This is a genomic window from Pseudomonas sp. 44 R 15 (assembly GCF_900004965.1).
Classification (GTDB): Bacteria; Pseudomonadota; Gammaproteobacteria; order Pseudomonadales; family Pseudomonadaceae; genus Aquipseudomonas; species Aquipseudomonas orientalis_A.
Genome location: NZ_CVTU01000122.1, coordinates 41,785 through 67,767, shown reverse-complemented (window position 1 = coordinate 67,767; position 25,983 = coordinate 41,785). Strand labels below are relative to the sequence as shown.

Genomic DNA, 25,983 nt, shown 5'->3' with positions numbered 1-25,983 from the left:
TGAGCCGCCGTCAGGGCGGAACCCTAAGTGGCCGTTACCGCAGAAACGGATATGTACTCGGTCTGATCCAACATCCTGGTCGGCCCTGAGGCCGCCATCGGGGGCAAGCCCCCTCCCACAATTGGGCCAGGATCGACACAAAGTCCTGATCGGCTCTGAGGCCGCCATCGGGGGCCCCCTCCCACAGTTGGACCAGGATCGACACAAAATTCTGGTCGGCTCTGAGGCCACCATCGGGGGCAAGCCCCCTCCCACAGTTGGGCCGGGATCGACACAAAATCCTGGTCGGCTCTGAGGCCGCCATCGGGGGCAAGCCCCCTCCCACCTTTGGATTGCGGAGCATCCGTAAATAGTCATAGGCTGCTCCCTCCCCCAGCATCGCCCAAAGCTGTATAGACACCTAGGGTGCCACGGACGATCAAGGCAGCCTGGAACTCACGTTCACTTATGCAAAATCGCCCGATGAATATCCCCCAACGCCATGATGCGCTGGGCGGCATTGAGCTTGATCGCCTCCTTGGGCATGCCGAACACCACACAACTGGCCTCGTCCTGGGCCACCGTGGCGGCGCCGGCGTCAAGCATCTCCTTGAGCCCGCGCGCGCCGTCGTCGCCCATACCGGTCATGATGATGCCCGTAGCGTTCCTGCCAGCGAACCTGGCCACCGAACGAAACAGCACATCCACCGAAGGCCGGTGCCGGTTGACCAGCGGCCCGTCGATCACCTGAGCGTGGTAATAGGCGCCGCTGCGGGTGACCATCAAGTGCTTGCCGCCAGGGGCAATCAGGGCCAGCCCGGGCAGGATACGGTCATTGTTGCGCGCTTCGCGCACCTCGATCTCGCAGACGCTGTTGAGACGCTCGGCAAACGAGGCGGTGAATTTTTCCGGCATGTGCTGCACGATCACCATGCCCGGGCACACCCGCGGCAGTGCCGTCAGCACCGCCTCCAGCGCCTGGGTGCCACCGGTGGAAGTGCCGATGGCGACAATACGTTCGGTGGTGTGCGCCATGGCCTGGCCATTGGCGGCGGGCAAGATTGCATCCGCACTGAGCTTGCCGGCCGGTGCCGGTAACGGCGTCACGCTGACGCTGCGCTTTCCCAGGTTCCTGACGTTGGCATTAGCCGCGGCACGGATCGCCGCCACCAACTCGGCCGCCGATTCGATCAGAAAACTCTTCAGGCCGGTCGTGGGCTTGGTAATGATTTCCACGGCACCCGCTGCCAGCGCCTGCAGGGAGGTTTCCGCGCCTTTTTGGGTCAGCGACGAGCAGATCACCACCGGTGTCGGCCGCTCGCTCATGATTTTCCTGAGAAAGGTGATGCCGTCCATGCGCGGCATTTCTACATCCAGCACGATCACATCCGGCCATTCCCGGGCGAGTTTGTCCATGGCGAAAATCGGGTCGGAGGCGGCCCCCATCACATGGATATCCGGCGTGTCAGCGAGAATCGCCAGCAGTACCTGGCGCACCACGGCCGAGTCATCGACCAGCAGCACACTGATTTTTTTGGTAGGCATCTTGTTGAAGTGTTCCCATAGGTTGGTGCCGGACCCAGACGTTGCCGTTCCACAGGTCGAACATGATCGTGCGGTAACCGGTACTGCCCATGTCCTGGGCCGTCAGGTGCAATTGATAGCGCTCGGCCAGGGCCAGCGCCGCGCGAATATTCAGGCTGGCCACGTCGTGCGTCGGCAGGCGGCGCTGATGATCGGGAAACATCTCGCCGCCGCCGAACAACTTGACCTGGTAATCCTGTGCCCCCGTGCCATTGGCCTGGGCGTGGCGCAACAGCAGTTCCATGGCTTCGTCGCCATAGCGGCCGTCCAGGGGCTGATGGTTGCGCAGGCGCCCCGGCAGCATGAAATGACACATGCCGCCGATCCGCCGTTGCGGGTGCCAAAAGGTGATCGCCACGCAGGAACCGAGCAAGGTGCGCAGGCGCGTCGGCCGTGTCGCAAAGCTGACCTGACCAGGCGCCAACACCACTTCGCTCACACCGACTGGTTTTTTCATGGCTTGCGGTAAATCGACGGCGCCACCAGCTTCAAGGTGTCATTGACACCGTTGAGGCTTTCCGAATGGCTGATGATGAAATAACCGCCGGGCTTGAGCAGCGGCAACAGACGCGCGACCACCTGGCTCTTGGTCTGCTGGTCGAAATAGATCATCACGTTGCGCAGGAAGATCACCTCGAACTCGCCCAGGGCCGGCAGCGCTTCGTTCAGGTTGACCTGCACAAAATTGACGCGGTTGCGCAAGGCCTTGTCGATCAGGAAGGTGCCCTCCTGGCGGCCAATGCCTTTGAGGCAATACTTGGTCAGCAGCGGCTGGGGCAGCGTCGCGGCTCGCTCCATGGCGTAGTGGCCGTTGCGCGCCTTGGCCAGCACCTGGGTGCTGATGTCCGAGCCGATCACTTCCCAAGGCGTGGTGCCCAGGCCCTCGGCCAGGGTCATCGCCAGGCTGTAGGGTTCTTCGCCCGAGGAACTGGCCGCGCTCCACACGCGAAATACCTTGCCCGGCGCGGCCCCGGGCAGCACCTGCTGGCGCAGGAAGTCGAAGTGCTTGGGCTCGCGAAAAAAATAGGTTTCGTTGGTGGTCAGCAAATCCAAGGCAACCTGCAGCTCACCCTTGCGTTGGTCACTCATGATCAGCTTGAAGTATTCGCCGTAGCTGTGCAGCTCGTAGTGCTTGAGGCGCTTGAACAGGCGCCCGGCCACCAGGGCTTTCTTGGCCGGCGACAGGTTGATGCCGGCCGCGCGGTACAGCCAGCTCTGGAACTGGCCGAATTCACGATCGTCGATGGAGGCGGTATCTGGCATGGTCGGGACTCAACGCGGATCGAGGTCGAGGGCCGCCGCCTGGCCGTCCTCGGCGAGGCTGGACATCTCATCGATGGACAGCACCTTGTCCACCTCCAGCACAATCACGAACTTGCCGTCGACCTTGGCCATGCCACCGATGAAATCGGCGCGAATCCGCGCGCCGAAACTGGGCGGCGGCTCGATCTGCGCGGCGGGGATCTCCTGCACGGCGGACACGGTGTCGACCAGCAACCCGATATCCTGGGGCCGGCCGTCGTCGGTATTCGCCTCGATGATGATCACGCAGGAGCGCCGGGTGATGGCCGAGTTGGCCCGCCCGAAGCGCGCCGACAAGTCCACCACCGGCACCACCGCGCCGCGCAGGTTGATCACCCCGCGCACGAACGCCGGCATCATCGGCACCACGGTCAGGCTGCCGTATTCGATAATTTCCTTGATGCCCAGAATGCCGATGGCGAACATTTCACCGCCGAGCATGAAGGTCAGGTATTGCGCGTCCTCATCCACCGCAACCGCGGTATGCCGAGTCGTCATCACTGCGCCCATGTCACTCTCCTTGTAGGCCCGTATCGATCGTGGGATCAGAAGCGGGTGAAGTCCGATTCGTCAGGTGCGCCGGCCATGTTGTAGGCGAAGGCCTTGCGCGGTGCCTGTGGTTTCGGGCGCGGCGGCTGACGGCTGGGCTTGCTGCCGGGGCTGTCGACGCCGCTGCTTTGAACCGCAGCCTTTGGGGTTGAATCGAGCACGAAGAAGCTCATGGCTTGCTGCAATTGCTCGGCCTGGCTGCTCATTTCTTCGGCCGTGGCCGCCAGTTCCTCGCTGCTCGACGCATTTTGCTGGGTCACCTGGTTGAGCTGGGTCATCGCGGTGTTGATCTGCCCGACACCGGCGGCCTGTTCTTCGGAGGCGGCGCTGATTTCCTGCACAAGGTCGGACGTTTTGTTGATGGACGGCACCATTTCGTCAAGCAGCTTGCCGGCCTTCTCAGCCATGTCCACGCTGCTGGACGACAGCTCGCCGATTTCCTGGGCCGCGACCTGGCTGCGCTCGGCCAGCTTGCGCACTTCGGCGGCCACCACGGCGAAGCCCTTGCCGTGCTCGCCGGCCCGAGCGGCCTCGATGGCGGCATTGAGGGCGAGCAGATTGGTCTGGTAGGCGATGTCATCGATGATGCTGATGCGTTGGGCGATTTTCTTCATCGCCACCACGGTCTGCTGTACCGATTCGCCGCCTTCGGTGGCTTCCTTGGCGGCCTTGCTGGCCATGCCATCGGTGACCTTGGCATTCTCGGTGTTCTGGTTGATGCTGGCGCTCATCTGCTCCACCGAGGCGCTGGTTTCCTCGACACTGGCGGCCTGTTCACTGGTGGCCTGGCTCATCGATTGCGCCGTAGCGCTGACCTGTTCGGAGGCGCTGGCCAGGTTGTCGGCGGCGTTACGCACTTCGCCGATGATATGCGCCAGCTTGCCGACCATGTTGCGCATGGCGTTGAGCACCATGCCGGTTTCATCCTTGGCACCCGGCTCGATGTGGGCATTGAGGTTGCCTTCGGCCAATTGTTCGGCGGCGGTTGCGGCCTGCCTCAACGGGCGGGAAATAATCCGGGCGATGAATACCGCCAGACCCAGGCCGATCAACAAGGCCGCGACCAGTACCGCGCTGATCGACAGGCGTGCGTTTTCATACAGCGCCGAGCCCTTGTCACCCGCAACCGTCGCACCGGCATCATTGATCTCGATCATTTTCTGCAGGCGGCTGGTTACCTCATCGAAATGCCCCTTGGACTCTCCCCTGAGCAAACCACGTGCCTGGACTTCCTGGTTCTGCCGGGAAAACTCGAGCACTTGCTTGCTGCTCGCCAGGTACGCGTCCCACGCACTTTTCACGCTGGCCAGCAGTTGGCGATCTTCCTCGTTCGACAGCAACTGCTCGTAGGTGCCCATGCGGGTGTCGAACTGTTGGCGCGCGTCGGCGGCCTCACGTTCGGCCTGGGCCTTTTCCTCGGCGATGTCCGTCGCAAGGTGGCGGTTTTCTTTCAAGCGATAGTTGGCGGCAAAAAAACGCATGCCGGCCGCTGCGCGCATGGAAGGCATCCAATTGCCCCTGATGTCCTGGGCCGCCTGGTTGACGGCGCCGAGCTGGAGGATGGCGAAGCCACCCATGGCCGCAGTGAGCGCCAGGACCACCAGGAACGAGCTGATCAGCTTGGTGGAAATTTTAAGATCGTAGAACCATTTCATCGGGGAACCTCCATGGAATTGCTTATGCGTCAGCGAGCGACGACCGGCGGCGATTGAGGCGCCTGGGGCGTGCGGGCTTCCAGTTGTACGAGTTGGTTGAGCAGTGCCGGTACATCCAGGATCAGGGCCACCGCGCCGCTGCCCAATATGGTCGAGCCGCTGATGCCGCGCAGCGCGCCGAACAGCTTGCCCAACGGTTTGATCACGGTCTGGAACTCACCGAGCAGGTCATCCACCACCAGCCCGGCCTTGTGCTCGGCGTAGCGCACCACCACCACGTTCTGGCGCCGTGCGGCCGGCCCTTCGTGGCTGAAGTGTTCACGCAGGTCCACCAGCGGCAAGACCTCGCCACGCAGGTCCAGATAGCCGTCGTCGCGGCTGGACTGGCGCTGGCGCTCATCCAGTTCGATACATTCCTGGACCATGTCCAGGGGAATCACATAGGTGGATTGGTCGATGCCGACCAGAAACCCATTGATGATCGCCAGGGTCAGCGGCAAGCGGATGCGCACCACCGTGCCCTCGCCGGGGCGGCTGTCCAGGTCGACGGTGCCGCGTAACAAGGTGATATTGCGCTTGACCACGTCCATGCCGACGCCCCGCCCGGACAGGTTGGTCACCGCCTCGGCGGTGGAGAAACCCGCTTCGAAGATCAGGTTGTAGATCTCCTGGTCGGTCAGCACCGCGCCGCTGGCCACCAGCCCGCGTTCCTGGGCCTTTTGCAGGATGCGTTCGCGGTTGAGCCCGGCGCCGTCGTCGGCGATTTCGATTACGATGCTTCCGGAGTCATGGTAGGCATTGAGGCTCAAATGACCCTTGGTCGGCTTGCCGGCCGCCTGTCGCGCATCGGCGCTTTCGATACCGTGGTCCATGGCGTTGCGCAGCAGGTGCATCAGCGGGTCGCCGATTTTCTCGACCACGGTCTTGTCCAGCTCGGTGTCCGCACCGCTGATGCTCAGTTCGATGTCCTTGCCCAACTCCTGGCTGATATCGCGCACTACACGGCGAAAACGGTTGAACGTGTCACCAATGGGGATCATGCGCAGGTGCAGGGCGCCATCGAGGATTTCTTCCACCAGCGCCGATACCGTCGAGGTCGCCTCTTGCAAAGGGTCGTTGTTACAGGAGCGGGCCAGCAGGCTTGAGCCGGCACTGGCGATCACCAGTTCGCCGACCAGGTTGATCAGCTCGTCGAGCTTGTCGGCGTTGACCCGCACGTAATTGCCGTCGCGGGGTTTCGCTTCGCTGGCTGGCGCAGAACGCTGCGGTGTCGCCGCCATGAGGCCTTGCTCTGCCTGGGTGACCTGGTCACCGGCGGCGACCGCCGTGCTGCCGGGCGCTTCGTCGACCGCACTGATGTGCACCTCGCAGTCGTCACGCACAAAGTCGAACACTTCGTTGAGGGTGGCGTGACTGGCCGTCGAACGCAGGTCGATCTCGAACCCCAGGTAGCAGCTTTCCGGGTCCCAGCGGTCCATGGGCGGGATGCTATCGGTCAGGGTGGTGACCTGCAGCACCTGACCCAGGGTCTCGAGGTAGCGCAAAAACGACAGCGGGTCCATGCCGTTACGGAACACGTCGACGCCGAAGCGCAGGGAGAGGTGCCAGAGCACGTCGACCGTCGCGTCGTCGGCCACCTCTGCGGTTTCGACGCCGGCAGCGGCGGTTCGCATCGGCTGATAGGCACTCAGTGCCTCGCGCAATACCTCACCGCGCTCCAGCGCTGCAGGCGTCGGCGCCTCACCGCGGTTGGCGACCACTTCGACCAGTTCGAGCATGTGGTCGCCGCATTTGAGCAGCAGCGCGATCAACGCGGCGTCCACCGCCACATTGCCTTCGCGCAGGCGGTCAAGCACGTCTTCGACGATATGCGTGAACCCCACGATCGACGCCAGACCGAAAAGGCCCGCCGAACCCTTGATGGTGTGTGCGGCGCGGAAAATCGCGCCGATGGCATCCTGGTCGCCGGGCTCGTTTTCCAATTGCAGCAGGGATTGCTCCATGGCCTGCAACAGCTCGCGTGCCTCAACGATGAATGTCTGCTGTGCCTGATCGAGATTGATGCTCACCTGGACTGTCCTTGTCGATCAAAAAAACATGGGAAGTGGCGACTACAAGCCTGCGCTACGGCACAGTTGCAGTGCGTGCATGACCGCCTGGCTTTGGCCGGTCACACTCAAGGCCGTACCGGCAACGCCCGCCTCACGCTGGACCACTGCGAGCAACTGCAAACCGGCGCCATCCATCTCCGTGACCTGCGACAGATCCAGCTCCAGGCGGGGAGTCGCGCCGATCCGGGGCAGCAGCGCAGCCGCCAGTTCCGCTACGGTGTAGATGGTCAGCTCGCCGTCGATGCGCACGCAGGCAGTATCGTCGACTGTTTCAGTGGTAATCGGCATGGGAGCCTCCCTGGCGCCGGGATCAAGGCAGGATCAGTTTAGACACTGCCGCCAACATCTGCGCCGGCTGGAACGGCTTGACCACCCATGCCTTGGCACCGGCGGCCTGGCCCTCGGCCTTCTTCGATTCCTGGGACTCGGTGGTCAGCATGATGATCGGGGTGAACTTGTAATTGGCCAGCTTCTTGACCTCCTTGACGAAGGTGATGCCGTCCATGTTGGGCATGTTCACGTCGCTGATGATCAAGTGCACTTTCTGCCCGGTGAGCTTGCTCAGGGCATCCTTGCCGTCGCTGGCCTCGATGACGTCGTAGCCGGCGCTTTTCAAGGCGATGCCGACCACTTGCCGCACGCTGCTGGAGTCGTCGACCACTAATACATTCTTTGCCATGATGTGCTCCTAAAAGAAGGTGATGTCTTGAGAGTTCTGCTGCGCGGCCGCCGCTCCGTGATGGAGGCGCCGTTGCTCGTCGGTGGCATAGGTGGCTTCCATCCGCGCGAGCCACTGCCGGGCATCGACGCCCACCGCCTGATCCGGCGCCTGGCTGGCTTGCAGGAGGTGGTCATGCAAGGCCTGCATGTTGTCTCGCACGTGGCTGAGGATCTGGCTGACCCGGTCCTGGAATTGCAGGCTGACCAGCACTTCGGTCATCTCATCACGGATGCCGTAGCTTTCCTGCTTGAGCAGGTCGGCAGAGTCGGCCAGGCGCCCGGTGATGTTCTGGAAGCGCTCGAGCACGCGTTGAATACTGTTTTCCGACTCGGCCACCGAGTGGCTGTCCTGGTCGGCACTGCTGGATGCGGCCTGCACCAATTGCGTGATGGCGTTATTGATGATGTCGACCTTGGCCGACATCTGCTGGCCGGTTTCACTGGATTTGTTCGACAGGCTGCGCACCGCATCGGCCACCACCGCAAAGCCGCGCCCTGCCTCACCGGCACGCGCCGCCTCGATGGCTGCGTTGAGGGCCAGGAGGTTGGTCTGCGCGGCAATCGCCGCCACGTCGGCGGCCATGGCGCGCAGTTCCTTGGTATAGGCGGTGAGGCTGCGGACCTGGGCCAGGGTCTGGTCACGGCTGGTCTGAGTGGCCTTGAGCGAGTTGATCACCTGGCTCAGCTCGCTGTCACTGCGCGCCAGCACCTCCAGCGCGCCATCGGCGGACTGCCCGTCCAGTTCGCCGGCAGCCTGCTGCGATGCCTGTACCGTGTCCTGCAATCGCGTGGCGATCCCGGTGAAACGGTTGGCCAGGCTTACAATCGCTTCTTCAGTCTGATGCCGCGAGCTTTCCACCTGCTTGGCCCAGATCGGCATGGCGCCCAGCAACACTTCATCGAGCTGCGCGCGAGAAGCCATGCCGTTGTGCGCTGCGTCCACCGTTGACTGATCCGCCTGGGCTCGCGACGTCGTGCGCAACACCGCCTTGCGCTGTGAACCGGTGCTCCAGGCACAGGCACCGAGACCAATCAGCACCAGTACCGCACACGCCACCAGGTTGGCCGTGGAGGCTGATTGCATCAGCAACCACACCACGGCAGGCACTACCGGGATAAGAGCAAACCAGCAAAAACGCGGATGACCAGGAAGGGTAATGCGGACGGATTGACGCTGGGTCATGAGTTCGATCCTTGAACAGTGTTGCGGATATAGGCGACATAGGGGTTATCTGCCCACTCCCTCTCAACTTTAGAATCCTTATGTGCCTTCCGTCTGTTTTATGACCATTGGATGACCGGCCTGGGCGTCCGAGCGCCTGTGCGCTGAACAAAAACGGAATATGGTGTGCGCGCAACATGGAACGAACCATGAAGCCTGCCGCTCACTACAGTGTGGCCGCTTTGCGTTCATCAGCCGACGTAGCATGAGGAGATACCGTGTCCACTTCCAAGCTGACCTCGCGTGTTCTCACTACCCCCCGCCATACGACGCACTATGTAGAGATGGGTCCGATCGATGGGCCATTGATGGTGTTCCTGCACGGTTGGCCGGAACTCAACCTGATCTGGCGCGCACAGATACAAGCGTTCGCTGCACAAGGCTGGCACTGCGTTGCACCCGACATGCGCGGTTATGGCCGTTCTTCCGCGCCCGCGCTCACTGGTGCCTACACCCTTGAAAACATCGTGGCCGACATGGCAGAGCTTCATGACCATCTCGGTGGCATGCCCGCCATTTGGGTGGGCCACGACTGGGGCAGCGTCGTGGCGGGTGAACTGGTCGCCCATGAACCTCAGCGCAGCCGCGGTGTTGTATTGATTTCGGTGCCGTACTTCCCCACCACTAACGCCTTGCCGACGCTCGTCCCACTGGTTGACCGCTCGATCTATCCGGCGGACACGTATCCGGACGGCCAATGGGATTATTACCGCTACTACACCACGCACTTTGCGTGTGCTGTCGCTGATCTTGATGCGGATAAAGCCGCATCGCTGGCGTCGATTTATCGACGAGGCGACCCGGCGAGTATCGGCAAGGTTGCAGCCAATGCCGAAGTCACCCGCAAAGGCGGGCGATTTGGCCAAGCGCACCGGGCTCCCCTCACCCAGCCAGACCTGGCGCTCTGGCCGCAGGCAGACTTCGCCGAATTGGTGCGCAATTTCCAGGCGCAGGGTTTCCGCGCGCCCTGCGCATGGTATTTAAACGACGATGCCAACATTGAGTATGCCCACCGGGCGCGCAATGGTGGCCGCTTGTCATTGCCAGTCCTGTTTGTGAACGGCGATTACGATCAGATGAACACCATCAACGGTAATCAGCTGGGCGATCCAATGCGAGCGGCCTGCGCAGATCTCACCGTGACCCGCCTGCCCGGCGGGCATTGGTTGCCGGTGGAGTGCAAGATGGAACTGGTTGAAGCCATACGCTCCTGGTTGTGCAAGCTTGACCTGGTCGCCCGGTCTTGAAAGATCGCTCCTACACCTTCGCCAAACACTTCCGACAGCCCCATCCGAAAAACCCAACAGTCACGAAAAATGACGAGCCCTTTTCCAAAAGAGACGTTATGTATTCAGCTGTTCAGGGCAAGAAGCCCACATTTCCATTCATCTCATGAAGAACCTGGATCATGTTGAATACTTCGTTTTTCCCCTCACTGCTTACCGCCCTCGGCACAACCTTGCGCCCCCAACAGCTCAGCCGAGAGGAAGAGCGACTGATCCGCTACTACCGTTTATTGTCAGAACAGGATCGTGAAGCTCTGCGCTGTCTGTTCTTTGCGATCAAGGAAACCAGCCGAGCCGAACAGCCGAAGCGGTAGGCGGTGACACAGGTATCTGTCATGAACAATCAAGCATCTGCGGGGTTGGACACGTTACCGGGAGCCTGTCGCCTACACCAACTTGACAGCGACCCAACGCGGACCATAAAGCACGACAGAGGTTTGACGCATTCAGCTTCCTGTATTGACGCCCGCCTCGCCATCACGCTCTATCGACTTGACTCCGCGTATGCCACGTAACCTGCGCTCAAGTTGGTCAGGATCGTCTGACTTCGACGTTTTGACGGCAAATCCGCCAAGGTCTTCATACATGAACAGAACTTTTCCGCCGGCTTTATTGATTTCATGCTCGATCAGCGTGCGCTTCAGATGGGTATTACAATCACATAACACGATGAACGTTGACTGCGCGTATGACGAAGGCGTCTTTATTTGCGTCGCTCCAGCGTTGAGCGACGAGACGGACAATACGCCTGCAATCAATATTAAAAGCCAATATTTCATAGCCGTAGCACTCCATTTCAAATACGCACGTTATAGACAGTGGTGTTACAGAGACGAACCCGAAAACTTTCTATTCGACCCAACTGGGCGCGCGAAAATGGCCATCCGTTTCGTCGATACCTTAGCGAATCAGCGGGAGTCGGTTCCGAGAGCTGTTATAGGCCTCGGGTTCTAACGACCTCCCCCCGCTACCGAACGCAACTTCTCCTCCGGTTGGCCTTACATGAAGTTGTAGGTGTAATCGAAAATAAGGCGGGTTTGATCGGTATTGGATCCCCCCGAGCCGTCACCTCGATACACACCGTGTCGCAGCGTTGCGCTCAGGTTTTTCAGCGGTCCTTCCTGCACGGTGTAAGCAACGCGCATGTCGCGTTCCCATTCAGAATGATCACTGCCGTTTTTCACGTCTTTAATGTCATCACCGTGCAAGTAGGCGGCGCTCATTTTCAAACCGGCAATGCCCACGGAAGCAAAATTGAAGCTGTATTGGCCGAATGTCGTATTTTCCCCGGCACGGGCGAACTGATTGATCATGCTGTTGGTGAACAGGTAGAAATCCGACCCGCCCTGTCCCTCGTTACGCCCACGGCTGTCGGCGATGCTTCCATTATTGACCCACACAAACCCGCCATCATCACTCACGCGCTGATGACCGACCATAATGGAGTGACCACCGAGGGCATACGTAAACATGGCACTCCATGTCTTGTTGGAAACCTCACCTGCATCTTTTGCGTAACCACCATTGTTGTTGAAGCGATAGCCCGCCTGACCATTCTTGCCATCGGAGTTGCTATCGAAGTAACGCAGGTCGGTTTTCAAGGTTTGATCATTGCCAATCGGCACCAGATAAACGAGGCCGAGGAAGGTTTGATTGTAAAAATCCTTGAGTTGAGCGTGATAGGCTTGAGCGGTCAAGTTCCTGGTGATTTTCCAGTCGGCGCCCGCGAACTGGAAACTGTTGGAGTCCTTTGTCGCGCCGGATACAGAGAGTCCGGAACTATTGCTGGAGGCACGGCCAACAGCGTCCGTGATCTTGCCAACGTTCAGCGTTACATCATTGAATACTTTGGACGTCAGCATACCGCCCTGGAAAGTCTGCGGCAGCACACGACTTTCGCTGGCATTGAGAATCGGCAGTTCAGGACTTAGCGCATTGCCAACCTTCAACGTTGTATCCGCGAGTTTGACCTTCACGTTGGCGCCCGCGCGACTCCAGGTCTGTTCAGCAGAGCCATCCGAGTCGCTTGGAGAAAACGTATTTTTATCCGGATGATGCCCCCTGCCCCCATCCAGATGAATCCCCGTGAGCACTTGAGCGTCCACGCCCAGGCCAATCGTGCCCTGGGTATAACCCGACGCATAATTGAAGAGCAGCCCTTGGGCGGCTTCCTTCTGATCCGCACCACCGGCGCGGTTGTCATTATTGAAATACATAGTGCGCGAGCTGATGCTTGCCTTGGACCCAGAGATAAAGTCGCCTGCGCCTGCTGCTTCGCCGGCATATACGCTGAACGAAGATACGTTGGCGAGCGCAATGGCCACCACCAGAGTTTGCTTGTTCATACTGCCCCCAAATAGTGTGTCAACGGACGTGTTTTATTAATACCGCAGCGATAAGCGGCGATTTTTTATAGTTGAGTTGGTTCGCGGATCAGCCCATCAATGATGTTCACTGACGGGTCACCCCGATATTAATCAAACGTCCAGGACTGTCTGACCTGTTGACTAACAGTATCTAAACACGGACTGTCTTATTGACGCGCTGACTCATAGAGCGCTATCAAAAGACTCTTTGAGTTCGCGCCAGTTATTTAGCGCCGGTTATGACCAGACAGGTCTTGGGTGTCGGTTGGTCAAACAATACGGCCATCCCGCAGTTGGACGTAAACATTTTCAAATTATCGTGGCCGACGCCTGGCACTATCACAACCTTCTGTTTCAAGTGCGCCGGGTGCCGTTTTTTCATGTAATCGAAATAAGAGCGTCCTCGCGCGAGCCGATAAGGCCCCTGTGCCATACCCGCGCATGAACGATCGATGAAGTGCTTGTACGGGTCTGTGTCTGCTTCACCGAGCAGGTAGACGACATTGCGCGCGGCATAGTCGGACTCCAGCGTTTCCACATTCTGCGACGACACGTATTGCGGAGCATCCTTGAGTTGATATTTCCATTTCGTCGCTTCCGGGCACGCACCACCGGCGATAGCCTGGCTGTCGGGCCGCTCGTCACTGAAGTACAAATAGCTGGATGGATTGGCAACCACGTAGCGAAGATCGATATGGGCACGCGCCAATATCGGATCGGCGCGTCCCACCACGGCATAACGTTGCAGAATCTGCGCGCCGGCCGAGTGCCCCATCAACACCACGCTGGACAGCGCCGGGTACTGACGTTTATCGGCAAAATGCTCGAGCAACGCGTCAAGCGCCGCAAAGGAACTGAGGGGTACAGGGCCGACCGCCGGCTCTCCGCCTTTCCAGCCCTCCTGCGTCCATGCCAGACTCCGGGCAGGCAGCGAGAAGGCTTTCACATCCGCAGCCGTCAGAAATTGCGGGGCAACCATCATTGCCCCTTTACCCAGCGATCCAGCGCCGGCGAGGATCTGTTGACCCGTTGCGAAATAGGTATCGGCGTTTCTGAGGGTGCCATGTATGACGATAAACACGTTCGTGACGTCCGGCGCGACCGCGTTGATATCGCCACTGGCAAACACCGGAATCAAACCTTCACCGCTCGGGCCACGGACGAGCAGTTGTTGATTGCCTACTTTTTTAACCGGTGCATCCAATACGGCGTCAGCGTTGGCGACCACCGTTTTCGGCGGCAACTGCTGACATCCGTACAGTGCGATGGACAAGGGGACACACAGCAGAACACCTTTGGCGTTCTTTAACGTTTTTATTATTTTCATCATTGCGCTCCAGGTTGAAGGGGTCTTCATCACAACATCAACATTGGTCAAAACGCTCAGGTCGTTGCCTCTTGAACGTGCAACCGATCCTCTGCGGCGTAGATCGCCGTATGCAGCCCGCCCTCGGCATCGCGCCAGGCGCGGTACATGCCGGGTGTATTGAACACCAGCGCGGTGTCGCCGTTAGGGGCCACGGCAACCACGCCGCCATTGCCGCCCAGCGCTTTCAGCTCGCCCAGCACCACCTGGTCGCATGCCTTGCGCAGTCTGGCGCCGGTGTAACGCATGCGTGCGGCGATGTCGTGGGCGACGGCACATCGAATGAAAAACTCGCCATGCCCGGTGGCGGAAATGGCCGCGCTGCGGTTGTCGGCCCAGGTGCCGGCACCAATCAGCGGCGTATCACCGATGCGTCCGTAACGCTTGTTGGTAATACCTCCCGTGGACGTCGCCGCGGCCACCTGGCCGCTGCGGTCCAATGCCACAGCCCCCACGGTGCCGAATTTTTTCTCAATGCCACCGGGTTCCAGGCTGAGCGCTTGCGGGTTCAGGCGCTGGGCTTGCCATTGCCTGCGACGCAGTTCGGTGTCGAACCATGCATTGTCGACATGCTCCAGCGCCTGGGCGGCAACAAACTGGTCGGCACCGACGCCGGACAACAGCACGTGGTCGCTGTGCTCAAGCACCGCACGCGCAGCCTTGATGGGGTTGCGCGCAAAATGGATCCCGGCCACGGCGCCTGCTTCACGGTTGTCACCGCTCATGATCGCGGCGTCCATTTCATGATCGCCCTTGTCCGTGAATACGGCGCCTCTGCCGGCGTTGAACCAGGGACATTCCTCAAGCTCCACCACGCTGGCCTGGGCAGCGTCGAGCGCGCTGCCGCCCTCCTCCAGGATGCTCAGTCCGGCCTTGAGCGCACTCAACAGACTGGCGTGCACAGCGTTCTCGTCTTCGGCGCTCAAAACGCCCGCTTGCAGTACGCCGGCACCACCATGCAACGCGATTGCGATAGGAGACGTCATGCCGGCTGCGCCCCATGGTTCAGAATCTGGTTGAGGAAGCGCTGCGTGCGTGGCGACTGCGGCGCATGGAAAAACTCTGAAGGCGGCGCCTGCTCAATGATTTCTCCGCCATCCATGAACACCACACGGTCGGCGACCTTGCGAGCGAACCCCATTTCGTGGGTCACGCAGATCATGGTCATGCCATCTTCGGCCAGGCCGGTCATCACCTCGAGCACTTCGGCGATCATTTCCGGGTCCAGTGCGGAGGTCGGCTCATCGAACAGCATGATCCGTGGCTGCATGCACAGCGCTCGCGCGATGGCAATACGTTGCTGCTGGCCGCCGGACAGCTGCGAGGGATACTTGTTGGCGTGATCACGCATCTTCACCTTGTCCAGCAACTGCAAGGCGCGCTCAATGGCTTCGTCCACCGGCACACCCAGGTTGGCCGTTTGAGGAAGGGTGCAGTTCTTCAGCACCGTAAGGTGCGGGAACAGATTGAAGCTCTGGAAACACATACCCACCTGGCGACGCAACTGCTCCAGACGCTTGCCGTCGAGTGCCTGGCCCAACACTTCGATCGTGCCCTGCTGGTGCTGCTCGAGCTGGTTGATACAGCGAATAAGGGTGGACTTGCCGGAGCCCGAAGGTCCACAGATCACCAACTTCTCGCCGGCCGCCACCGACAATGAAATGTCGCGCAGCACGTGGGTCTGTCCGTACCACTTGTTGAGGTTTTCGATACGCACGATAGGACCGCTAGCGGTGTGATTGGCGATGCTCATGAGCGGTCATGCTCCAGGTTATTTTCGAGATGGCGGGCATAGCGCGACAACGCGAAGCAAATAATGAAAAAGTACAGGGCAAGGAAGATGTAGATTTCGTGGTCATGCCCCGCCCATTCAGCCGACGCCGCTGTGCTGCTGGCGATGCCGACGATGTCCAGCACGCCGACAACCATCACCAGCGTGGTTTCCTTGAACAGGCCGATAAACTGGGTCAACAACGGCGGTATGGTTTGTCGGAGCACCTGCGGCAGGATGATGTGCCCCATGGTTTTCCAGTAACCGAAGCCCAGCGCCTGTGCTGCCTCGTATTGCCCCTTGGGCAGGCTCTGCAAGCCGCCGCGCACGGTTTCGGCCATGTAGGCGGCGGTGAACAGGATCAGCACCACCTGCACCCGCAGCAGAATGTCGAACGCCACGCCTGGCGGCAGGAACAGCTGGATCATCAGCGACGCCATGAACAACAGACTGATCACCGGCACCGAGCGCACCAGCTCGATGTACAGCACGCAGAGAAGACGGATGACCGGCTTCTTCGAGCGCCGTCCCAGCGCCAGCAGAATGCCCAGCGGCAGCGCGAAAATCATGCCGATGGTGCCCAGCATCACGGTCACGGTCATGCCGGCAAACTGCGTCGACGAGACGCCTGGCAGACCTGCTCCGCCCTTGAGCAGCCACCACATCAGCAGCGGCAACATCACCAGGTACGCCAGCAAGGCACGGCGGTCCAGACGTTTGAAAAACAACAGGACGAACGCGCCGACGGCCAGCAGGAATGCCAGGTTGACTCTCCAACGCTGCGCCTCCGGGTAGAAACCGTAAACGAAGAGATTCCAGCGCTCGATGACCGGCAACCAGCAGGCTGCGTGAGGGTTGCAGGCGTCACGGGTAGTGCCGACGAACGTCGCGTCCAGCACCAGCCAGTTGAGTGCCTTGGGGATGCACCATGCCAGCAGAGCCAGTACCAACAGGGTCAGCAACGAGTGGCCAACACTGGGGAACATCGACTGGCGCACCCAGCGCCAGGCACGCACCGAGAGGGTTGCTTGCGGTGGCAAACGCACCGGGACGATATGAGTCAGTTCGTTCATGCTCAGTGCCCCCGCTTGCTGATGCGATAGTTGTAAAAGTTCATCGCCAGAGAAATCACCAGGCAGATCACGCAATAGGTCGCCATCACCAGCACAATGCATTCGATAGCCTGCCCCGTCTGGTTCAAGGTGGTGCCGCCGGTCGACGACACCAGCTCCATGAACCCAACCACGACGCCAAGCGATGAGTTCTTGACGATGTTCATGTAGGTGTTGGTTATTTGCGGGACCATGGCGTAAAGCGCTTGCGGTGCAATCAGCTGACGCATGGCGGTGCCTCGCACAAAGCCCAGCGCCTTCGCTGCTTCGTACTGGCCTCGGTGCACTGCCTGGATGGCGGCACGCACCGTTTCAGCGATGTAGCTGGCGCTGTAGAAAGAAAGCGCCAGCCACAGCGCCAGCAACTCCGGCACCAGCGTGGCACCGCCGTCAAACCCGAAACCTTGACGGGTCGGCACGTCCCAGTGCAACGCGGTACCGCTGATCACGTACACCAGCATGGGCAGCACTAACGCGCACGCCATCACCCAGGGCCAGCGGCGTGGCGTAAACCCACGCCAGCGGGCACGTGCATCACGCAATTTGAAGGCGACGATAGCGGACAGCGCACCCACGCCCATCAATACCAGGCCCCAGCCGACGGCTGCGCCCTGTTGCGGCCACGGCACCTGCAGGCCGGCGTTACTCAGGAAAAACACGTCTGCCAGCGAGAAAGCCTGGCGCACACTGGGCAGTGCGAGCATCAATCCGTACCACCAGATCAGATGCACCACCAACGGCACGTTGCGCAGAAACTCGATACTCATCCCGCACAGGCGGTTGACCAGCCAGTTTTCCGAAACCCGGCCGACGCCCAGCAGCACGCCGATCAGCGTTGCCAGCACGATACTGATGACTGACACCAGCAAGGTATTGAGCAGGCCAACCAGATACGCCCGCCCGTAGCTGTCGGAGGGCGCATAGTCGATCAGCTGGAAACTGATGTCGTAGCCTGCCCGGTCAGTCAGAAAGCCGAAACCGGACGCAATGTTCAGGGCTTTGAGGTTCAGGCTTGCGTTGTGTGCCAGGCCATAAAACACCAGCACCACCAGCAACAGCACAAGCCCCTGCTGCAGCGCACTCAGCAGGCGCGCACGGTTAAAACGTTGGGTCAGCATGACTACATCCCGTTTCGTTGATTGAAGTTGGCCACTCAGCGGATCGGTGGCGCATACAACAACCCGCCGTCTTTCCAGAGGCGGTTCATTTCACGGGGGAAGTTCAAACCGGTTTGCGGACCAAGGTTACGGTCATAAATCTGCGCGTAGTTGCCGACCTGTTTGATCGCCCGGTACGCCCAATCGCTGTCCAGGCTGAACGCCTTGCCGATGTTGCCATCGGTGCCCAGCAAGCGCGCGACATCGGCTGACGCGGTTTTGTCCGCGTGCAGTTTATCGACGTTGTCGGAATCCACGCCCAGCTCTTCGGCCGTGATCAACGCATAGGCGGTCCAGGTCACGATGTTGCGCCACACGGCGTCGCCCTGCGCGACGTAGGCCCCCAACGGCTCCTTGGAAATGACCTCGGGCAGCAGCGGGTAATCGTCAGGCGTGTTGAACAACGCGCGGCGCGCCGCCAGGCCGGACATATCGTTGGTGATGGCATTGCACCGGCCTTTCTGGAAGGCGGCGAACAGCTCAGGACTCTTCTCAATGACCACCGTGCGGAAGGTCAGGCCGCGCTTGCCGAAATAGTCCGCAAGGTTCTGCTCCGAGGTCGTGCCTGGAGACAGGCAGAAGGTCGCGCCTGCCAGGTCGGTGAGCTTTCCGATCTTGTCCTCGGCATGCGTCATGAAGCCTTGCCCGTCATAGAACCAGATCGCCGTAAAGTCGACCCCCAGGCTCGCCACGCGGTCCGCCGTCCATGAGGTGGAACGCGACAGCACGTCAATCTCGCCAGAGGCCAGCGCGGTGAAACGGTTTTTGCCGGTGGTGGCGATGAACTCCACCTTGTTCGCATCGCCCAGCACGGCGGCCGCAATGCCACGGCAAAGGTCCGCATCCATGCCGGTCCATCGGCCCTGGTTATCAATGATCGAAAAACCCGGCTTGTCGCTGGCCACACCACAACGAAGGCTACCGTGTGCCTTTACGTTTTCCAGCACACCTGCATGTGCCGTGCAGGCGCCGAACATCATCAACGCCAGCGAGCACGTCTTGAGCAACGCGTTCAGACCATTCACTTTATGCATAACATTGCCCCGAAGCGGTAGTTGTTCTTATGATCGACGATGCACCCAAAGGGTCTTTGCAGGCTTGGGTTCATCAATACAATAACCAGCCATCGAAAGGTAACGATAGCGCCGATTGATTCACTTTCCGGTTCGGCCTATCGACTATTGGAATAACTATGGATATTGAGTGGTATGAGGATTTCCTCGCATTGGCAGACACGGGAAAATTTACCGCCGCTGCAAGCATGCGTAGATCGTCGCAGTCAGCCTTGAGTCGACGCATCCAATTGCTGGAAGCGCGCCTGGGCGCAGTCCTGATCGACCGCAGCAAGAATCCCATCCGCCTGACAGTCGCCGGCCGGGCTTTGCTGCCGAACGCCCTGGAACTGGTACGTCTGGCACGCGACTGCGAGCAGAGCGTGAAAATTCTCGATTGCCCGTTGAGCTTCGCATCGCTGCACACCCTGGCCTGCAATTTCTTTCCGGACTGGATCAGCCACGCGATACCGCCAGGCGAGCGGGTGTTTACCCGCATCGACACCAGCTACCGCAGCACGGATGATTACTACATGGCCTTGCTGTCCGGCCGCTGCGACTTCATCCTGTTTTATCGGGAAGCTGAATCGCAGGCTTACGCCCAGCGTGAGGAGTTCGAAACCCTGTCGCTGGGTCACGACGAGCTTTATTGGGTGGCCACACCCCAACTGGCCGAGCATTGCACTCAATCAGAGGGTCCGATCCCGTGGCTGACCTATTCCCGTAGCGCCCAATTGCACGAACTCTCGCGCACCCAGGTCAGTCGCCACCCTCAACCCGAACGCCTGCAACGGGTATTCGAAGCGACGGTGTCCGAGGCGCTCAAATCCATGGTCGCCAATGGCCACGGTGTCGCTTGCATGCCCCACACCATGGTCGCGGGGATGATTGAACAGGGCGAACTGGTCAGGCTATATCCGCAAATGGAGCCTGATCATCTCGAGGTGATACTGGTGCGCTGGCTGGGTAATCACAACACGCAGGCGCAAGCGTTATGGGCGCGTCTGGCGGGTGCTTGATTGCGGATAAGAGCTCCGTTGGCGCATGAACATCCTGGCGATAAAGGCGATCGCGCCCGCTTGAAACTACGCGGACATCATCGCCCTTAATGCTGGAGTTCGGCAGGTGGCTTGGCCGGACGGCGATTCGCAGTAGCTCGCCAACATGAGTACAGACATTTTTCAGGCAAAAAAAAGCCACTCATCTGAGTGGCTTTTTTCTGAATCTTGGAGCGGGAAACGAGACTCGAACTCGCGACCCCGACCTTGGCAAGGTCGTGCTCTACCAACTGAGCTATTCCCGCTTGGTGATGCGCATTCTATAGAATCTTCGGCACCCGTCAACCCCTTGATTCAAAAAAGTTTTATTTCTTTTCAACGGTCGTGCGCAGGTGGGGCCAGGCGGCGCGCAGGTATTGCAGCATGGACCACAGGGTCAGGCCTGCGGCGACCAGCAGCAAGGCGTAGCCGGTCAGGACCCAGAACGAGAAGTCCGATGGGTTGGCCAGCAGGATGACCAGCGCGAGCATTTGCGCGGCGGTTTTCCATTTGCCCATGTTTGATACGGCGACATGGGCGCGGGCGCCGATTTCGGCCATCCATTCGCGCAGGGCCGAGACGACGATTTCGCGGCCGATGATGACGGCGGCCGGCAGGGTCAGCCACAGGTTGCCGTGCTCCTGCACCAACAACACCAGGGCCACGGCGACCATGAGTTTGTCGGCCACAGGGTCGAGGAACGCGCCGAAGGGCGTGCTCTGTTCCAGGCGGCGGGCCAGGTAGCCGTCGAGCCAGTCGGTGGCGGCGGCAAAGGCGAATACCGAACTGGACGCGACGTAGCTCCATTCATAGGGCAAATAGAACAACAAAATGAAGATCGGGATAAGCAGGACGCGTAGAACGGTGATCAGATTAGGGATATTCATCGGCACAACTGGCTACGAGGTGAGAAGGCATTCTATTCGCTGTGCAGACTGGCATAAATCAATTCAGCGAGCTTTTTACTGATACCGGGTGCTTTGGCTATTTCGTCAATGCTGGCACGGGAGAGCTCCTGCAAGCCACCAAAATGTTTAAGCAAGTCGCGACGCCGCGTCGGGCCGACCCCTGCAACGCCTTCCAGGGTTGAGGTTCGGCGGGTTTTGCCGCGACGCGCACGGTGGCCGGTAATGGCGAAGCGGTGGGCTTCGTCGCGGATCTGTTGAATCAGGTGCAGTGCCGGGGAATCGCCCTTCAAGGTGAACTCATGGGCGGCATCATTCAAGTACAACGTCTCAAAACCGGCCTTGCGCGTGGCGCCCTTGGCCACGCCAAGCAGGATCAGGTCGGGCACCGCCAGTTCGTTGAGAACATCGCGGGCCATGGATAACTGGCCCTTGCCACCGTCCACCAGGAGAATATCGGGCAACTTGCCCTCCCCGTCCTTCAACTTGCTGAAGCGCCGTGTGAGCGCCTGGTGCATGGCGGCGTAATCGTCGCCGGCGGTGACGCCTTCGATGTTGTAGCGCCGGTAGTCGGCCTTGATCGGGCCTTCAGGGCCGAACACCACGCAAGAGGCCACGGTGGCCTCACCGCTGGAGTGGCTGATGTCGTAACACTCCAGGCGCTGCGGTGGCTCGTCCAGGTTGAGCACCTCGGCCAGGGATTCGAAGCGCGCGGCAACGTGCTGTCGATTGGCCAGGCGTGCGCCCAAGGCCTGCTCGGCGTTGGTCACGGCCAGTTGCTGCCAGCGGGCCCGGGTACCGCGAACGCGATGGCTGATGTCCAGCTCGCGCCCGCGCAGTTCGTGGATCGCCTCGATCAGGGTCGGGAAATCCTCGTGGACCACGTTGACGATAAGTTCCGACGGCAGGTCGCGCTCGGGGCTGCTCACATAGTACTGGCCGAGGAACGCCGCCATGACCTCGGAGACGTCTTCGTCGATGCCGGTCTGCGGGAAAAAATTCTTGCTGCCCAGCACTCGCCCGCCACGCACGCTGATCAGGTGCACGCAGGCACCTCCCGGGTTGACGAACGCCGCAATCACGTCGACCTCGCCGGTGCCGCCTTCCATGCTTTGCTGGTCCTGGACGCGGCGCAGCAAGGAGATCTGATCGCGCAGTTCGGCAGCCTTCTCGAAATCCAGGGTACTGGCGGCGATTTCCATGGCCCCGGACAGCTCATCGGTGAGCGCGTTACTGCGCCCCTCGAGGAACATCACCGAGTGACGCACATCCTCGGCGTACTCGGCAGGTTCCACCAGCCCCACGCAGGGCGCCTTGCAGCGCTTGATCTGGTATTGCAGGCATGGCCGTGTACGGTTTTTGTAGAAGCTGTCTTCGCACTGGCGCACAAAGAACGTTTTCTGCAGCAGGCTCAGGCTCTCACGAATGGCACCTGCGCTCGGGTAAGGCCCGAAATACTTGCCCTTCTGCTTCTTCGCGCCACGGTGAATGCTCAGCCGTGGGAAAGCGCCGTCCGACAAGAACACGTAGGGATAGGATTTATCGTCGCGCAGCAGGATGTTATACGGAGGCCGCCATTCCTTGATCAACGTCTGCTCAAGCAGCAGCGCTTCGGTTTCATTGGCGGTGATGGTGGTTTCGACCTGGGCGATGCGCGCGACCAGGGCGGCGGTTTTGGGCGCCAGACCGGTCTTGCGAAAGTAACTCGCCAGACGGTTTTTCAGGTTCTTGGCCTTGCCTACGTAGAGCAGGCGCGCCTCGCTGTCGAACATGCGGTACACGCCGGGGCGGCCACTGCAGGTCGAGAGGAAGGCACTTGGATCAAACGGTGTGGTCATGTCAGGCGCTGGCGTCCACCATGCCGTGACGCACTGCGAGCAGGGTCAATTCAACATCACTGCTGATGGCGAGTTTCTCGAAGATGCGATAGCGGTAGGTGTTCACGGTCTTGGGCGACAGGCACAGTTTGTCGGAAATCGACTGCACCTTCTGGCAACCGACGATCATCAAGGCGATCTGGATCTCCCGCTCCGATAGCGCGTCGAACGGTGAATCGCTGGTGGGCTGGAAAGACTTGATCGCCAACTGCTGGGCAATCTGCGGGCTGATGTAGCGCTGCCCGGCAAATACCAGGCGAATGGCTTGCACCATCTCCGCCAGGCCGGCGCCTTTGGTTAGGTAACCGGCCGCCCCCGCCTGCAAGAGACGTGTAGGGAACGGGTCTTCCTCGCACACGGTTACCACCACAACCTTGATATCAGGATGGCTGCGCAATAATTTAGTCGTGGCGCCAAGACCGCCGATACCCGGCATCTTGACGTCCATCAGCACCACATCGGGTTTCAACTCCCGGGCCTTGATCAGAGACTCCTCTCCCGACTCGGCCTGGCCGACTACTTGCAGGCCATCGATGTCAGCCAGCATTCGTGTAATGCCTGTACGAACGAGATCATGGTCATCGACTACTAGCACCCTAATCAAGCAGACACCTCGCGATATGGTCTTTATAGGTTGCTGACCACCTTAGCAAAAAACCGGGTCGCAGACCTAGCCGCTGGCATCATATATATGGAGTTTGACCGCTTGGCGCGCGGCCATCGGCGGGTGGAGGGCCGGATTTGCTGGGCAAAAGGTCAGGAATCCTGCGGGTGCGGCTTGATTTTTCCATTCCTGGAAAGGGAATGCTCGGCCAGGGTCGAGGTGAGGCGGCGGATTGCATCCTGGTCTTCCTTGAACATCGCCCGGTAATCAACCAGGACTTTCTCTTCAAGCTGGCTCAGGTTTTCCAGTTGAATCGGCGTGGCAGCCCCGGTCAACACGTACAGGATATCCACGCCTCTCTCGGCCACACGGGACAAATAGTAGGCCTTGGGCGCACGCCCACCATTTTCATATTTGCCTTGTGCGTTGGCTTCAACGCCTCCGATTTCACCAAACACTTTTTGCGACAGGCCAAGTCGCTCTCTTTCCTGCCTCAAACGCGAACCGATTCCACTCATTTGGATGTATGATCCTATTTGGCACACCCCAAGAGGTGACACACTCATCTCTTTGTTGAACGAACTTGAACGGTTTTGAACTATGCCCGGAATCCGTACTGCTGCACAAGCCAAGGCCTGGCTGGAACATCAGGGAAAGTCCGTTCAGGCGTTTGCCCGTGAACACGGCGTCGATCCGGCAACCACCTATCAAGTGCTCGCTGGGCGCAAAAAGGGACGGCGTGGGGAGGCCCATAAGGTAGCGGTCCTTTTGGGCATGAAAGAGGGGATCATCCTTGCTGAGGCTGACGGCCAGAACGACGATCAGGAAGTCGGCTCCTCACCCAGTATGCGCTTATCAGGATCCGACGCAGGCTTTTAGCTTGAGGGACAGACGCGCTCCATTCGCCAGAAGCTGTCTTCTTCACCGACAACGCGCAATCCCATGCGCTCATAAAGCTGTTTGGCCGGATTGTTCTTGAATACGGTCAAACGCAACAGCCCCAGCGTGCGGGCCTTCAACGCCATTTGTTGCAGCACCCAGCTACCCGCGCCAAGTCCACGGTACTGCTCAAGCATATGCAATTCGCGGATATAGAGCGCGTTGCTGTCACGGCTCAAGCTGATGAACCCCAGCACACTGTCATCCTGACAGATCATCCAGTTTTCCCGACCGGCCCAGGCCGTATCGAAGCCATCGTTGGACCACAGCAACTGGTTTTGCTGGTAATAGCGGTTCATTGCCTGGTGGGTCAGGTTTCGTGCAAAGGGCAGGTCCTGGTCCGTTGCAGCGCGCAGGTGGAAGGTCATTTACAAGACCACCACTTGTCCAACCCAGCGCTCGTCATCGCGACAGGCGATCGCCAGCGCTTCGCCGCCGCCGGGCACCGCTGCAAGCAACCGGCCGTCGGTGGCCCAGATCGCACTGCGTCCGGCACAGGTCCAGCCACCCGAGGGGCCGCCATGGTTAGCCATCAACACCAACAGACTGTGTTCCACTGCATAGCCTTGGAGAAGCGCGCTGTCCGTCGCGTAGCCGCTCTCGCTGATCAACACGCCTGCGGCGTATATATTGGCGCCCGCCAGCGCCGCCTGGTGCGGATGACTAGCGTGGGAAAAGTCAGCGCAAACGGCCAGTGCGATACGATCATCCCCCCATTCCAGCGCAGCGCCGCCCTGCCCCGCAACAAACGCGATTTCCTCGCCGGGATGCAGATGCTGCTTGGTGTAGACCACCAGGGAACCATCAGCTCCCAGCACCAAAGCGCCAATCAGCACACCCGCCTCTGGCGCCAGGCGGATCGGCATTCCCACCACGGCCGTCAACCGCAGCTCCCGCGCCATCTCGCGCAATGGCGCGAGCAGTGGCGCTTCAGGCGCGATCGCCAAGTCGCCTGCAAGCGCAGGCTCATAGCCGGTCAATGACAGCTCTGGAAACACCAGCAGTTGCACACCCCGTGCGGCTGCAGCCTGCATGAACACCAGGTGTCGCGCGATATTGGCGTCTACGTCGCCGGCGATTGAAACGGTTTGCGCGGCAGCGAGGGTCAAGGCAGTCATGGTCGGATTCCGGGAATCAGTGTGGGACGTCGTCATCATATCGACACTCACGCCATAGCCGTAAGTCCCGCTGCGCGATAGAAATTACTGATTGAATCCACCCGCGAAGCTCTAGTAAGCTGCCCAACATCATTTGGAGATCGACCATGTTGCCACTCACCCACACTCAGGTTTGCCCTGCCGCCAGCGCCTCGCGCTCGGTGTCGGCTACCCGTGTGAACGGTTCGAGCGCACTGGTCAGCTTTTATTTTGGGTATTGGTTTAGCCACTG

General features: G+C 60.1%; 27 protein-coding genes and 1 tRNA gene. 4 read left to right on the top strand and 24 right to left on the bottom strand.

All coding sequences use genetic code 11. The annotated features are described in order from the left end of the window. Window positions 1-441: 441 nt before the first annotated feature. The 9 genes from BFP93_RS26610 to BFP93_RS26570 are packed head-to-tail and all read right to left on the bottom strand — an operon-like array spanning window position 442 to window position 8,780. A complete protein-coding gene (locus BFP93_RS26610) occupies window positions 442-1,524 on the bottom strand; it encodes a protein-glutamate methylesterase/protein-glutamine glutaminase (protein WP_065888289.1) in 1,083 nt (360 codons plus the stop codon). Beyond that, window positions 1,487-2,020, bottom strand: coding sequence for a chemoreceptor glutamine deamidase CheD (gene cheD / locus BFP93_RS26605; RefSeq protein WP_065888288.1), 534 nt, complete (start codon window positions 2,018-2,020; stop codon window positions 1,487-1,489). Before cheD ends, BFP93_RS26610 begins: the two co-directional genes overlap by 38 nt. Further along, complete coding sequence (locus tag BFP93_RS26600) at window positions 2,017-2,826, bottom strand: CheR family methyltransferase (RefSeq protein WP_065895561.1); 810 nt, start codon at window positions 2,824-2,826, stop codon at window positions 2,017-2,019. The genes cheD and BFP93_RS26600 overlap by 4 nt, the downstream gene beginning before the upstream one ends. 9 nt (window positions 2,827-2,835) lie before the next feature. Then, window positions 2,836-3,375: a chemotaxis protein CheW gene (locus BFP93_RS26595; RefSeq protein ID WP_065895560.1), complete on the bottom strand. Its 540-nt coding sequence runs from the start codon at window positions 3,373-3,375 to the stop codon at window positions 2,836-2,838. A gap of 35 nt (window positions 3,376-3,410) precedes the next feature. Further along, the gene (locus tag BFP93_RS26590) at window positions 3,411-5,069 is read right to left on the bottom strand and encodes a methyl-accepting chemotaxis protein (protein WP_065895559.1); all 1,659 of its coding nucleotides are present in this window, start codon (window positions 5,067-5,069) and stop codon (window positions 3,411-3,413) included. A 29-nt stretch (window positions 5,070-5,098) separates the two neighbouring features. Next, the gene (locus BFP93_RS26585; protein WP_065895558.1) at window positions 5,099-7,138 is read right to left on the bottom strand and encodes a chemotaxis protein CheA; all 2,040 of its coding nucleotides are present in this window, start codon (window positions 7,136-7,138) and stop codon (window positions 5,099-5,101) included. Window positions 7,139-7,180: 42 nt separating this feature from the next. Beyond that, complete coding sequence (locus tag BFP93_RS26580) at window positions 7,181-7,468, bottom strand: STAS domain-containing protein (protein ID WP_065888283.1); 288 nt, start codon at window positions 7,466-7,468, stop codon at window positions 7,181-7,183. Window positions 7,469-7,490: 22 nt separating this feature from the next. Further along, entirely contained in the window at window positions 7,491-7,859 is a 369-nt protein-coding gene (locus tag BFP93_RS26575) for a response regulator (RefSeq protein WP_010446480.1), read from the bottom strand. Window positions 7,860-7,868: 9 nt separating this feature from the next. Further along, window positions 7,869-8,780: a methyl-accepting chemotaxis protein gene (locus tag BFP93_RS26570; RefSeq protein WP_370671238.1), complete on the bottom strand. Its 912-nt coding sequence runs from the start codon at window positions 8,778-8,780 to the stop codon at window positions 7,869-7,871. 560 nt (window positions 8,781-9,340) lie between these two features. On the opposite strand from BFP93_RS26570, the gene BFP93_RS26565 reads away from it, so the two are divergent. Both BFP93_RS26565 and BFP93_RS26560 read left to right on the top strand, forming a co-directional pair. Further along, complete coding sequence (locus BFP93_RS26565; protein ID WP_065895557.1) at window positions 9,341-10,369, top strand: alpha/beta fold hydrolase; 1,029 nt, start codon at window positions 9,341-9,343, stop codon at window positions 10,367-10,369. Between the two features lie 161 nt (window positions 10,370-10,530). Then, window positions 10,531-10,722, top strand: coding sequence for a hypothetical protein (locus tag BFP93_RS26560; RefSeq protein ID WP_065895556.1), 192 nt, complete (start codon window positions 10,531-10,533; stop codon window positions 10,720-10,722). Between the two features lie 132 nt (window positions 10,723-10,854). Here the strand turns inward: BFP93_RS26560 and BFP93_RS26555 are convergent, their stop codons facing one another. The 8 genes from BFP93_RS26555 to BFP93_RS26520 all read right to left on the bottom strand — a co-directional run bounded on the left by BFP93_RS26555 (window position 10,855) and on the right by BFP93_RS26520 (window position 19,214). After that, window positions 10,855-11,187: a hypothetical protein gene (locus BFP93_RS26555; protein ID WP_065895555.1), complete on the bottom strand. Its 333-nt coding sequence runs from the start codon at window positions 11,185-11,187 to the stop codon at window positions 10,855-10,857. 219 nt (window positions 11,188-11,406) lie between these two features. After that, on the bottom strand, window positions 11,407-12,753 hold the full coding sequence (locus BFP93_RS26550; RefSeq protein ID WP_065895554.1) for an OprD family outer membrane porin: 1,347 nt from the start codon (window positions 12,751-12,753) through the stop codon (window positions 11,407-11,409). Between the two features lie 244 nt (window positions 12,754-12,997). Next, on the bottom strand, window positions 12,998-14,101 hold the full coding sequence (locus tag BFP93_RS26545; RefSeq protein WP_141688015.1) for an alpha/beta hydrolase: 1,104 nt from the start codon (window positions 14,099-14,101) through the stop codon (window positions 12,998-13,000). Window positions 14,102-14,157: 56 nt separating this feature from the next. Continuing rightward, a complete protein-coding gene (locus tag BFP93_RS26540; protein WP_065895552.1) occupies window positions 14,158-15,126 on the bottom strand; it encodes an isoaspartyl peptidase/L-asparaginase family protein in 969 nt (322 codons plus the stop codon). Next, complete coding sequence (locus BFP93_RS26535; RefSeq protein ID WP_065895551.1) at window positions 15,123-15,893, bottom strand: amino acid ABC transporter ATP-binding protein; 771 nt, start codon at window positions 15,891-15,893, stop codon at window positions 15,123-15,125. Before BFP93_RS26535 ends, BFP93_RS26540 begins: the two co-directional genes overlap by 4 nt. Further along, window positions 15,890-16,984 carry an amino acid ABC transporter permease gene (locus BFP93_RS26530; protein ID WP_065895550.1) on the bottom strand — a complete coding sequence of 365 codons (1,095 nt, stop codon included), beginning with the start codon at window positions 16,982-16,984 and terminating at the stop codon, window positions 15,890-15,892. The genes BFP93_RS26535 and BFP93_RS26530 overlap by 4 nt, the downstream gene beginning before the upstream one ends. 2 nt (window positions 16,985-16,986) lie before the next feature. Further along, window positions 16,987-18,141 (bottom strand): amino acid ABC transporter permease, encoded by a 1,155-nt coding sequence (locus BFP93_RS26525; protein ID WP_065895549.1) that lies wholly within the window; start codon window positions 18,139-18,141, stop codon window positions 16,987-16,989. 35 nt (window positions 18,142-18,176) lie between these two features. Continuing rightward, a complete protein-coding gene (locus BFP93_RS26520) occupies window positions 18,177-19,214 on the bottom strand; it encodes an amino acid ABC transporter substrate-binding protein (RefSeq protein ID WP_065895548.1) in 1,038 nt (345 codons plus the stop codon). A gap of 158 nt (window positions 19,215-19,372) precedes the next feature. On the opposite strand from BFP93_RS26520, the gene BFP93_RS26515 reads away from it, so the two are divergent. Then, on the top strand, window positions 19,373-20,251 hold the full coding sequence (locus tag BFP93_RS26515) for a LysR family transcriptional regulator (protein ID WP_065895547.1): 879 nt from the start codon (window positions 19,373-19,375) through the stop codon (window positions 20,249-20,251). Window positions 20,252-20,459: 208 nt separating this feature from the next. Here the strand turns inward: BFP93_RS26515 and BFP93_RS26510 are convergent. From BFP93_RS26510 to BFP93_RS26490, 5 genes are all read right to left on the bottom strand, one after another. After that, a tRNA-Gly gene (locus BFP93_RS26510) sits at window positions 20,460-20,535 on the bottom strand. Window positions 20,536-20,595: 60 nt separating this feature from the next. Further along, a complete protein-coding gene (pgsA, locus tag BFP93_RS26505) occupies window positions 20,596-21,156 on the bottom strand; it encodes a CDP-diacylglycerol--glycerol-3-phosphate 3-phosphatidyltransferase (protein WP_003190391.1) in 561 nt (186 codons plus the stop codon). Window positions 21,157-21,188: 32 nt separating this feature from the next. Further along, on the bottom strand, window positions 21,189-23,012 hold the full coding sequence (uvrC, locus tag BFP93_RS26500; RefSeq protein ID WP_065895546.1) for an excinuclease ABC subunit UvrC: 1,824 nt from the start codon (window positions 23,010-23,012) through the stop codon (window positions 21,189-21,191). 1 nt (window position 23,013) lies between these two features. Further along, complete coding sequence (gene uvrY / locus BFP93_RS26495; RefSeq protein WP_017530522.1) at window positions 23,014-23,655, bottom strand: response regulator transcription factor GacA; 642 nt, start codon at window positions 23,653-23,655, stop codon at window positions 23,014-23,016. Window positions 23,656-23,807: 152 nt separating this feature from the next. Continuing rightward, window positions 23,808-24,173, bottom strand: a complete 366-nt coding sequence (locus tag BFP93_RS26490) for a helix-turn-helix domain-containing protein (RefSeq protein ID WP_065895545.1) — start codon at window positions 24,171-24,173, stop codon at window positions 23,808-23,810. Between the two features lie 82 nt (window positions 24,174-24,255). Between BFP93_RS26490 and BFP93_RS26485 the strand changes: the two genes are divergently transcribed. After that, window positions 24,256-24,534 carry a DNA-binding protein gene (locus tag BFP93_RS26485; protein ID WP_065895544.1) on the top strand — a complete coding sequence of 93 codons (279 nt, stop codon included), beginning with the start codon at window positions 24,256-24,258 and terminating at the stop codon, window positions 24,532-24,534. Here BFP93_RS26485 and BFP93_RS26480 read toward each other — a convergent pair. Together BFP93_RS26480 and BFP93_RS26475 are read right to left on the bottom strand one after the other, a co-directional pair. Continuing rightward, the gene (locus tag BFP93_RS26480; protein WP_065895543.1) at window positions 24,531-24,962 is read right to left on the bottom strand and encodes a GNAT family N-acetyltransferase; all 432 of its coding nucleotides are present in this window, start codon (window positions 24,960-24,962) and stop codon (window positions 24,531-24,533) included. The genes BFP93_RS26485 and BFP93_RS26480 overlap by 4 nt on opposite strands. Beyond that, window positions 24,963-25,712, bottom strand: a complete 750-nt coding sequence (locus BFP93_RS26475) for a carbon-nitrogen hydrolase family protein (protein WP_065895542.1) — start codon at window positions 25,710-25,712, stop codon at window positions 24,963-24,965. Window positions 25,713-25,983: the final 271 nt, after the last annotated feature.

Coding starts and splice junctions, on each gene's coding strand:
- BFP93_RS26575 (WP_010446480.1), bottom strand. CDS start 7,859: ATGGCAAAGAATGTATTAGTGGTCGACGACTCCAGCAGCGTGCGGCAA.
- BFP93_RS26490 (WP_065895545.1), bottom strand. CDS start 24,173: ATGAGTGGAATCGGTTCGCGTTTGAGGCAGGAAAGAGAGCGACTTGGC.
- BFP93_RS26540 (WP_065895552.1), bottom strand. CDS start 15,126: ATGACGTCTCCTATCGCAATCGCGTTGCATGGTGGTGCCGGCGTACTG.
- BFP93_RS26570 (WP_370671238.1), bottom strand. CDS start 8,780: ATGCCGATCTGGGCCAAGCAGGTGGAAAGCTCGCGGCATCAGACTGAA.
- BFP93_RS26530 (WP_065895550.1), bottom strand. CDS start 16,984: ATGAACGAACTGACTCATATCGTCCCGGTGCGTTTGCCACCGCAAGCA.
- BFP93_RS26515 (WP_065895547.1), top strand. CDS start 19,373: ATGGATATTGAGTGGTATGAGGATTTCCTCGCATTGGCAGACACGGGA.
- BFP93_RS26555 (WP_065895555.1), bottom strand. CDS start 11,187: ATGAAATATTGGCTTTTAATATTGATTGCAGGCGTATTGTCCGTCTCG.
- BFP93_RS26480 (WP_065895543.1), bottom strand. CDS start 24,962: ATGACCTTCCACCTGCGCGCTGCAACGGACCAGGACCTGCCCTTTGCA.
- BFP93_RS26610 (WP_065888289.1), bottom strand. CDS start 1,524: ATGCCTACCAAAAAAATCAGTGTGCTGCTGGTCGATGACTCGGCCGTG.
- BFP93_RS26545 (WP_141688015.1), bottom strand. CDS start 14,101: ATGAAAATAATAAAAACGTTAAAGAACGCCAAAGGTGTTCTGCTGTGT.
- BFP93_RS26520 (WP_065895548.1), bottom strand. CDS start 19,214: ATGCATAAAGTGAATGGTCTGAACGCGTTGCTCAAGACGTGCTCGCTG.
- BFP93_RS26580 (WP_065888283.1), bottom strand. CDS start 7,468: ATGCCGATTACCACTGAAACAGTCGACGATACTGCCTGCGTGCGCATC.
- BFP93_RS26525 (WP_065895549.1), bottom strand. CDS start 18,141: ATGCTGACCCAACGTTTTAACCGTGCGCGCCTGCTGAGTGCGCTGCAG.
- BFP93_RS26535 (WP_065895551.1), bottom strand. CDS start 15,893: ATGAGCATCGCCAATCACACCGCTAGCGGTCCTATCGTGCGTATCGAA.
- uvrC (WP_065895546.1), bottom strand. CDS start 23,012: ATGACCACACCGTTTGATCCAAGTGCCTTCCTCTCGACCTGCAGTGGC.
- pgsA (WP_003190391.1), bottom strand. CDS start 21,156: ATGAATATCCCTAATCTGATCACCGTTCTACGCGTCCTGCTTATCCCG.
- BFP93_RS26475 (WP_065895542.1), bottom strand. CDS start 25,712: ATGACTGCCTTGACCCTCGCTGCCGCGCAAACCGTTTCAATCGCCGGC.
- BFP93_RS26590 (WP_065895559.1), bottom strand. CDS start 5,069: ATGAAATGGTTCTACGATCTTAAAATTTCCACCAAGCTGATCAGCTCG.
- BFP93_RS26485 (WP_065895544.1), top strand. CDS start 24,256: ATGCCCGGAATCCGTACTGCTGCACAAGCCAAGGCCTGGCTGGAACAT.
- BFP93_RS26550 (WP_065895554.1), bottom strand. CDS start 12,753: ATGAACAAGCAAACTCTGGTGGTGGCCATTGCGCTCGCCAACGTATCT.
- BFP93_RS26560 (WP_065895556.1), top strand. CDS start 10,531: ATGTTGAATACTTCGTTTTTCCCCTCACTGCTTACCGCCCTCGGCACA.
- BFP93_RS26595 (WP_065895560.1), bottom strand. CDS start 3,375: ATGGGCGCAGTGATGACGACTCGGCATACCGCGGTTGCGGTGGATGAG.
- cheD (WP_065888288.1), bottom strand. CDS start 2,020: ATGAAAAAACCAGTCGGTGTGAGCGAAGTGGTGTTGGCGCCTGGTCAG.
- BFP93_RS26600 (WP_065895561.1), bottom strand. CDS start 2,826: ATGCCAGATACCGCCTCCATCGACGATCGTGAATTCGGCCAGTTCCAG.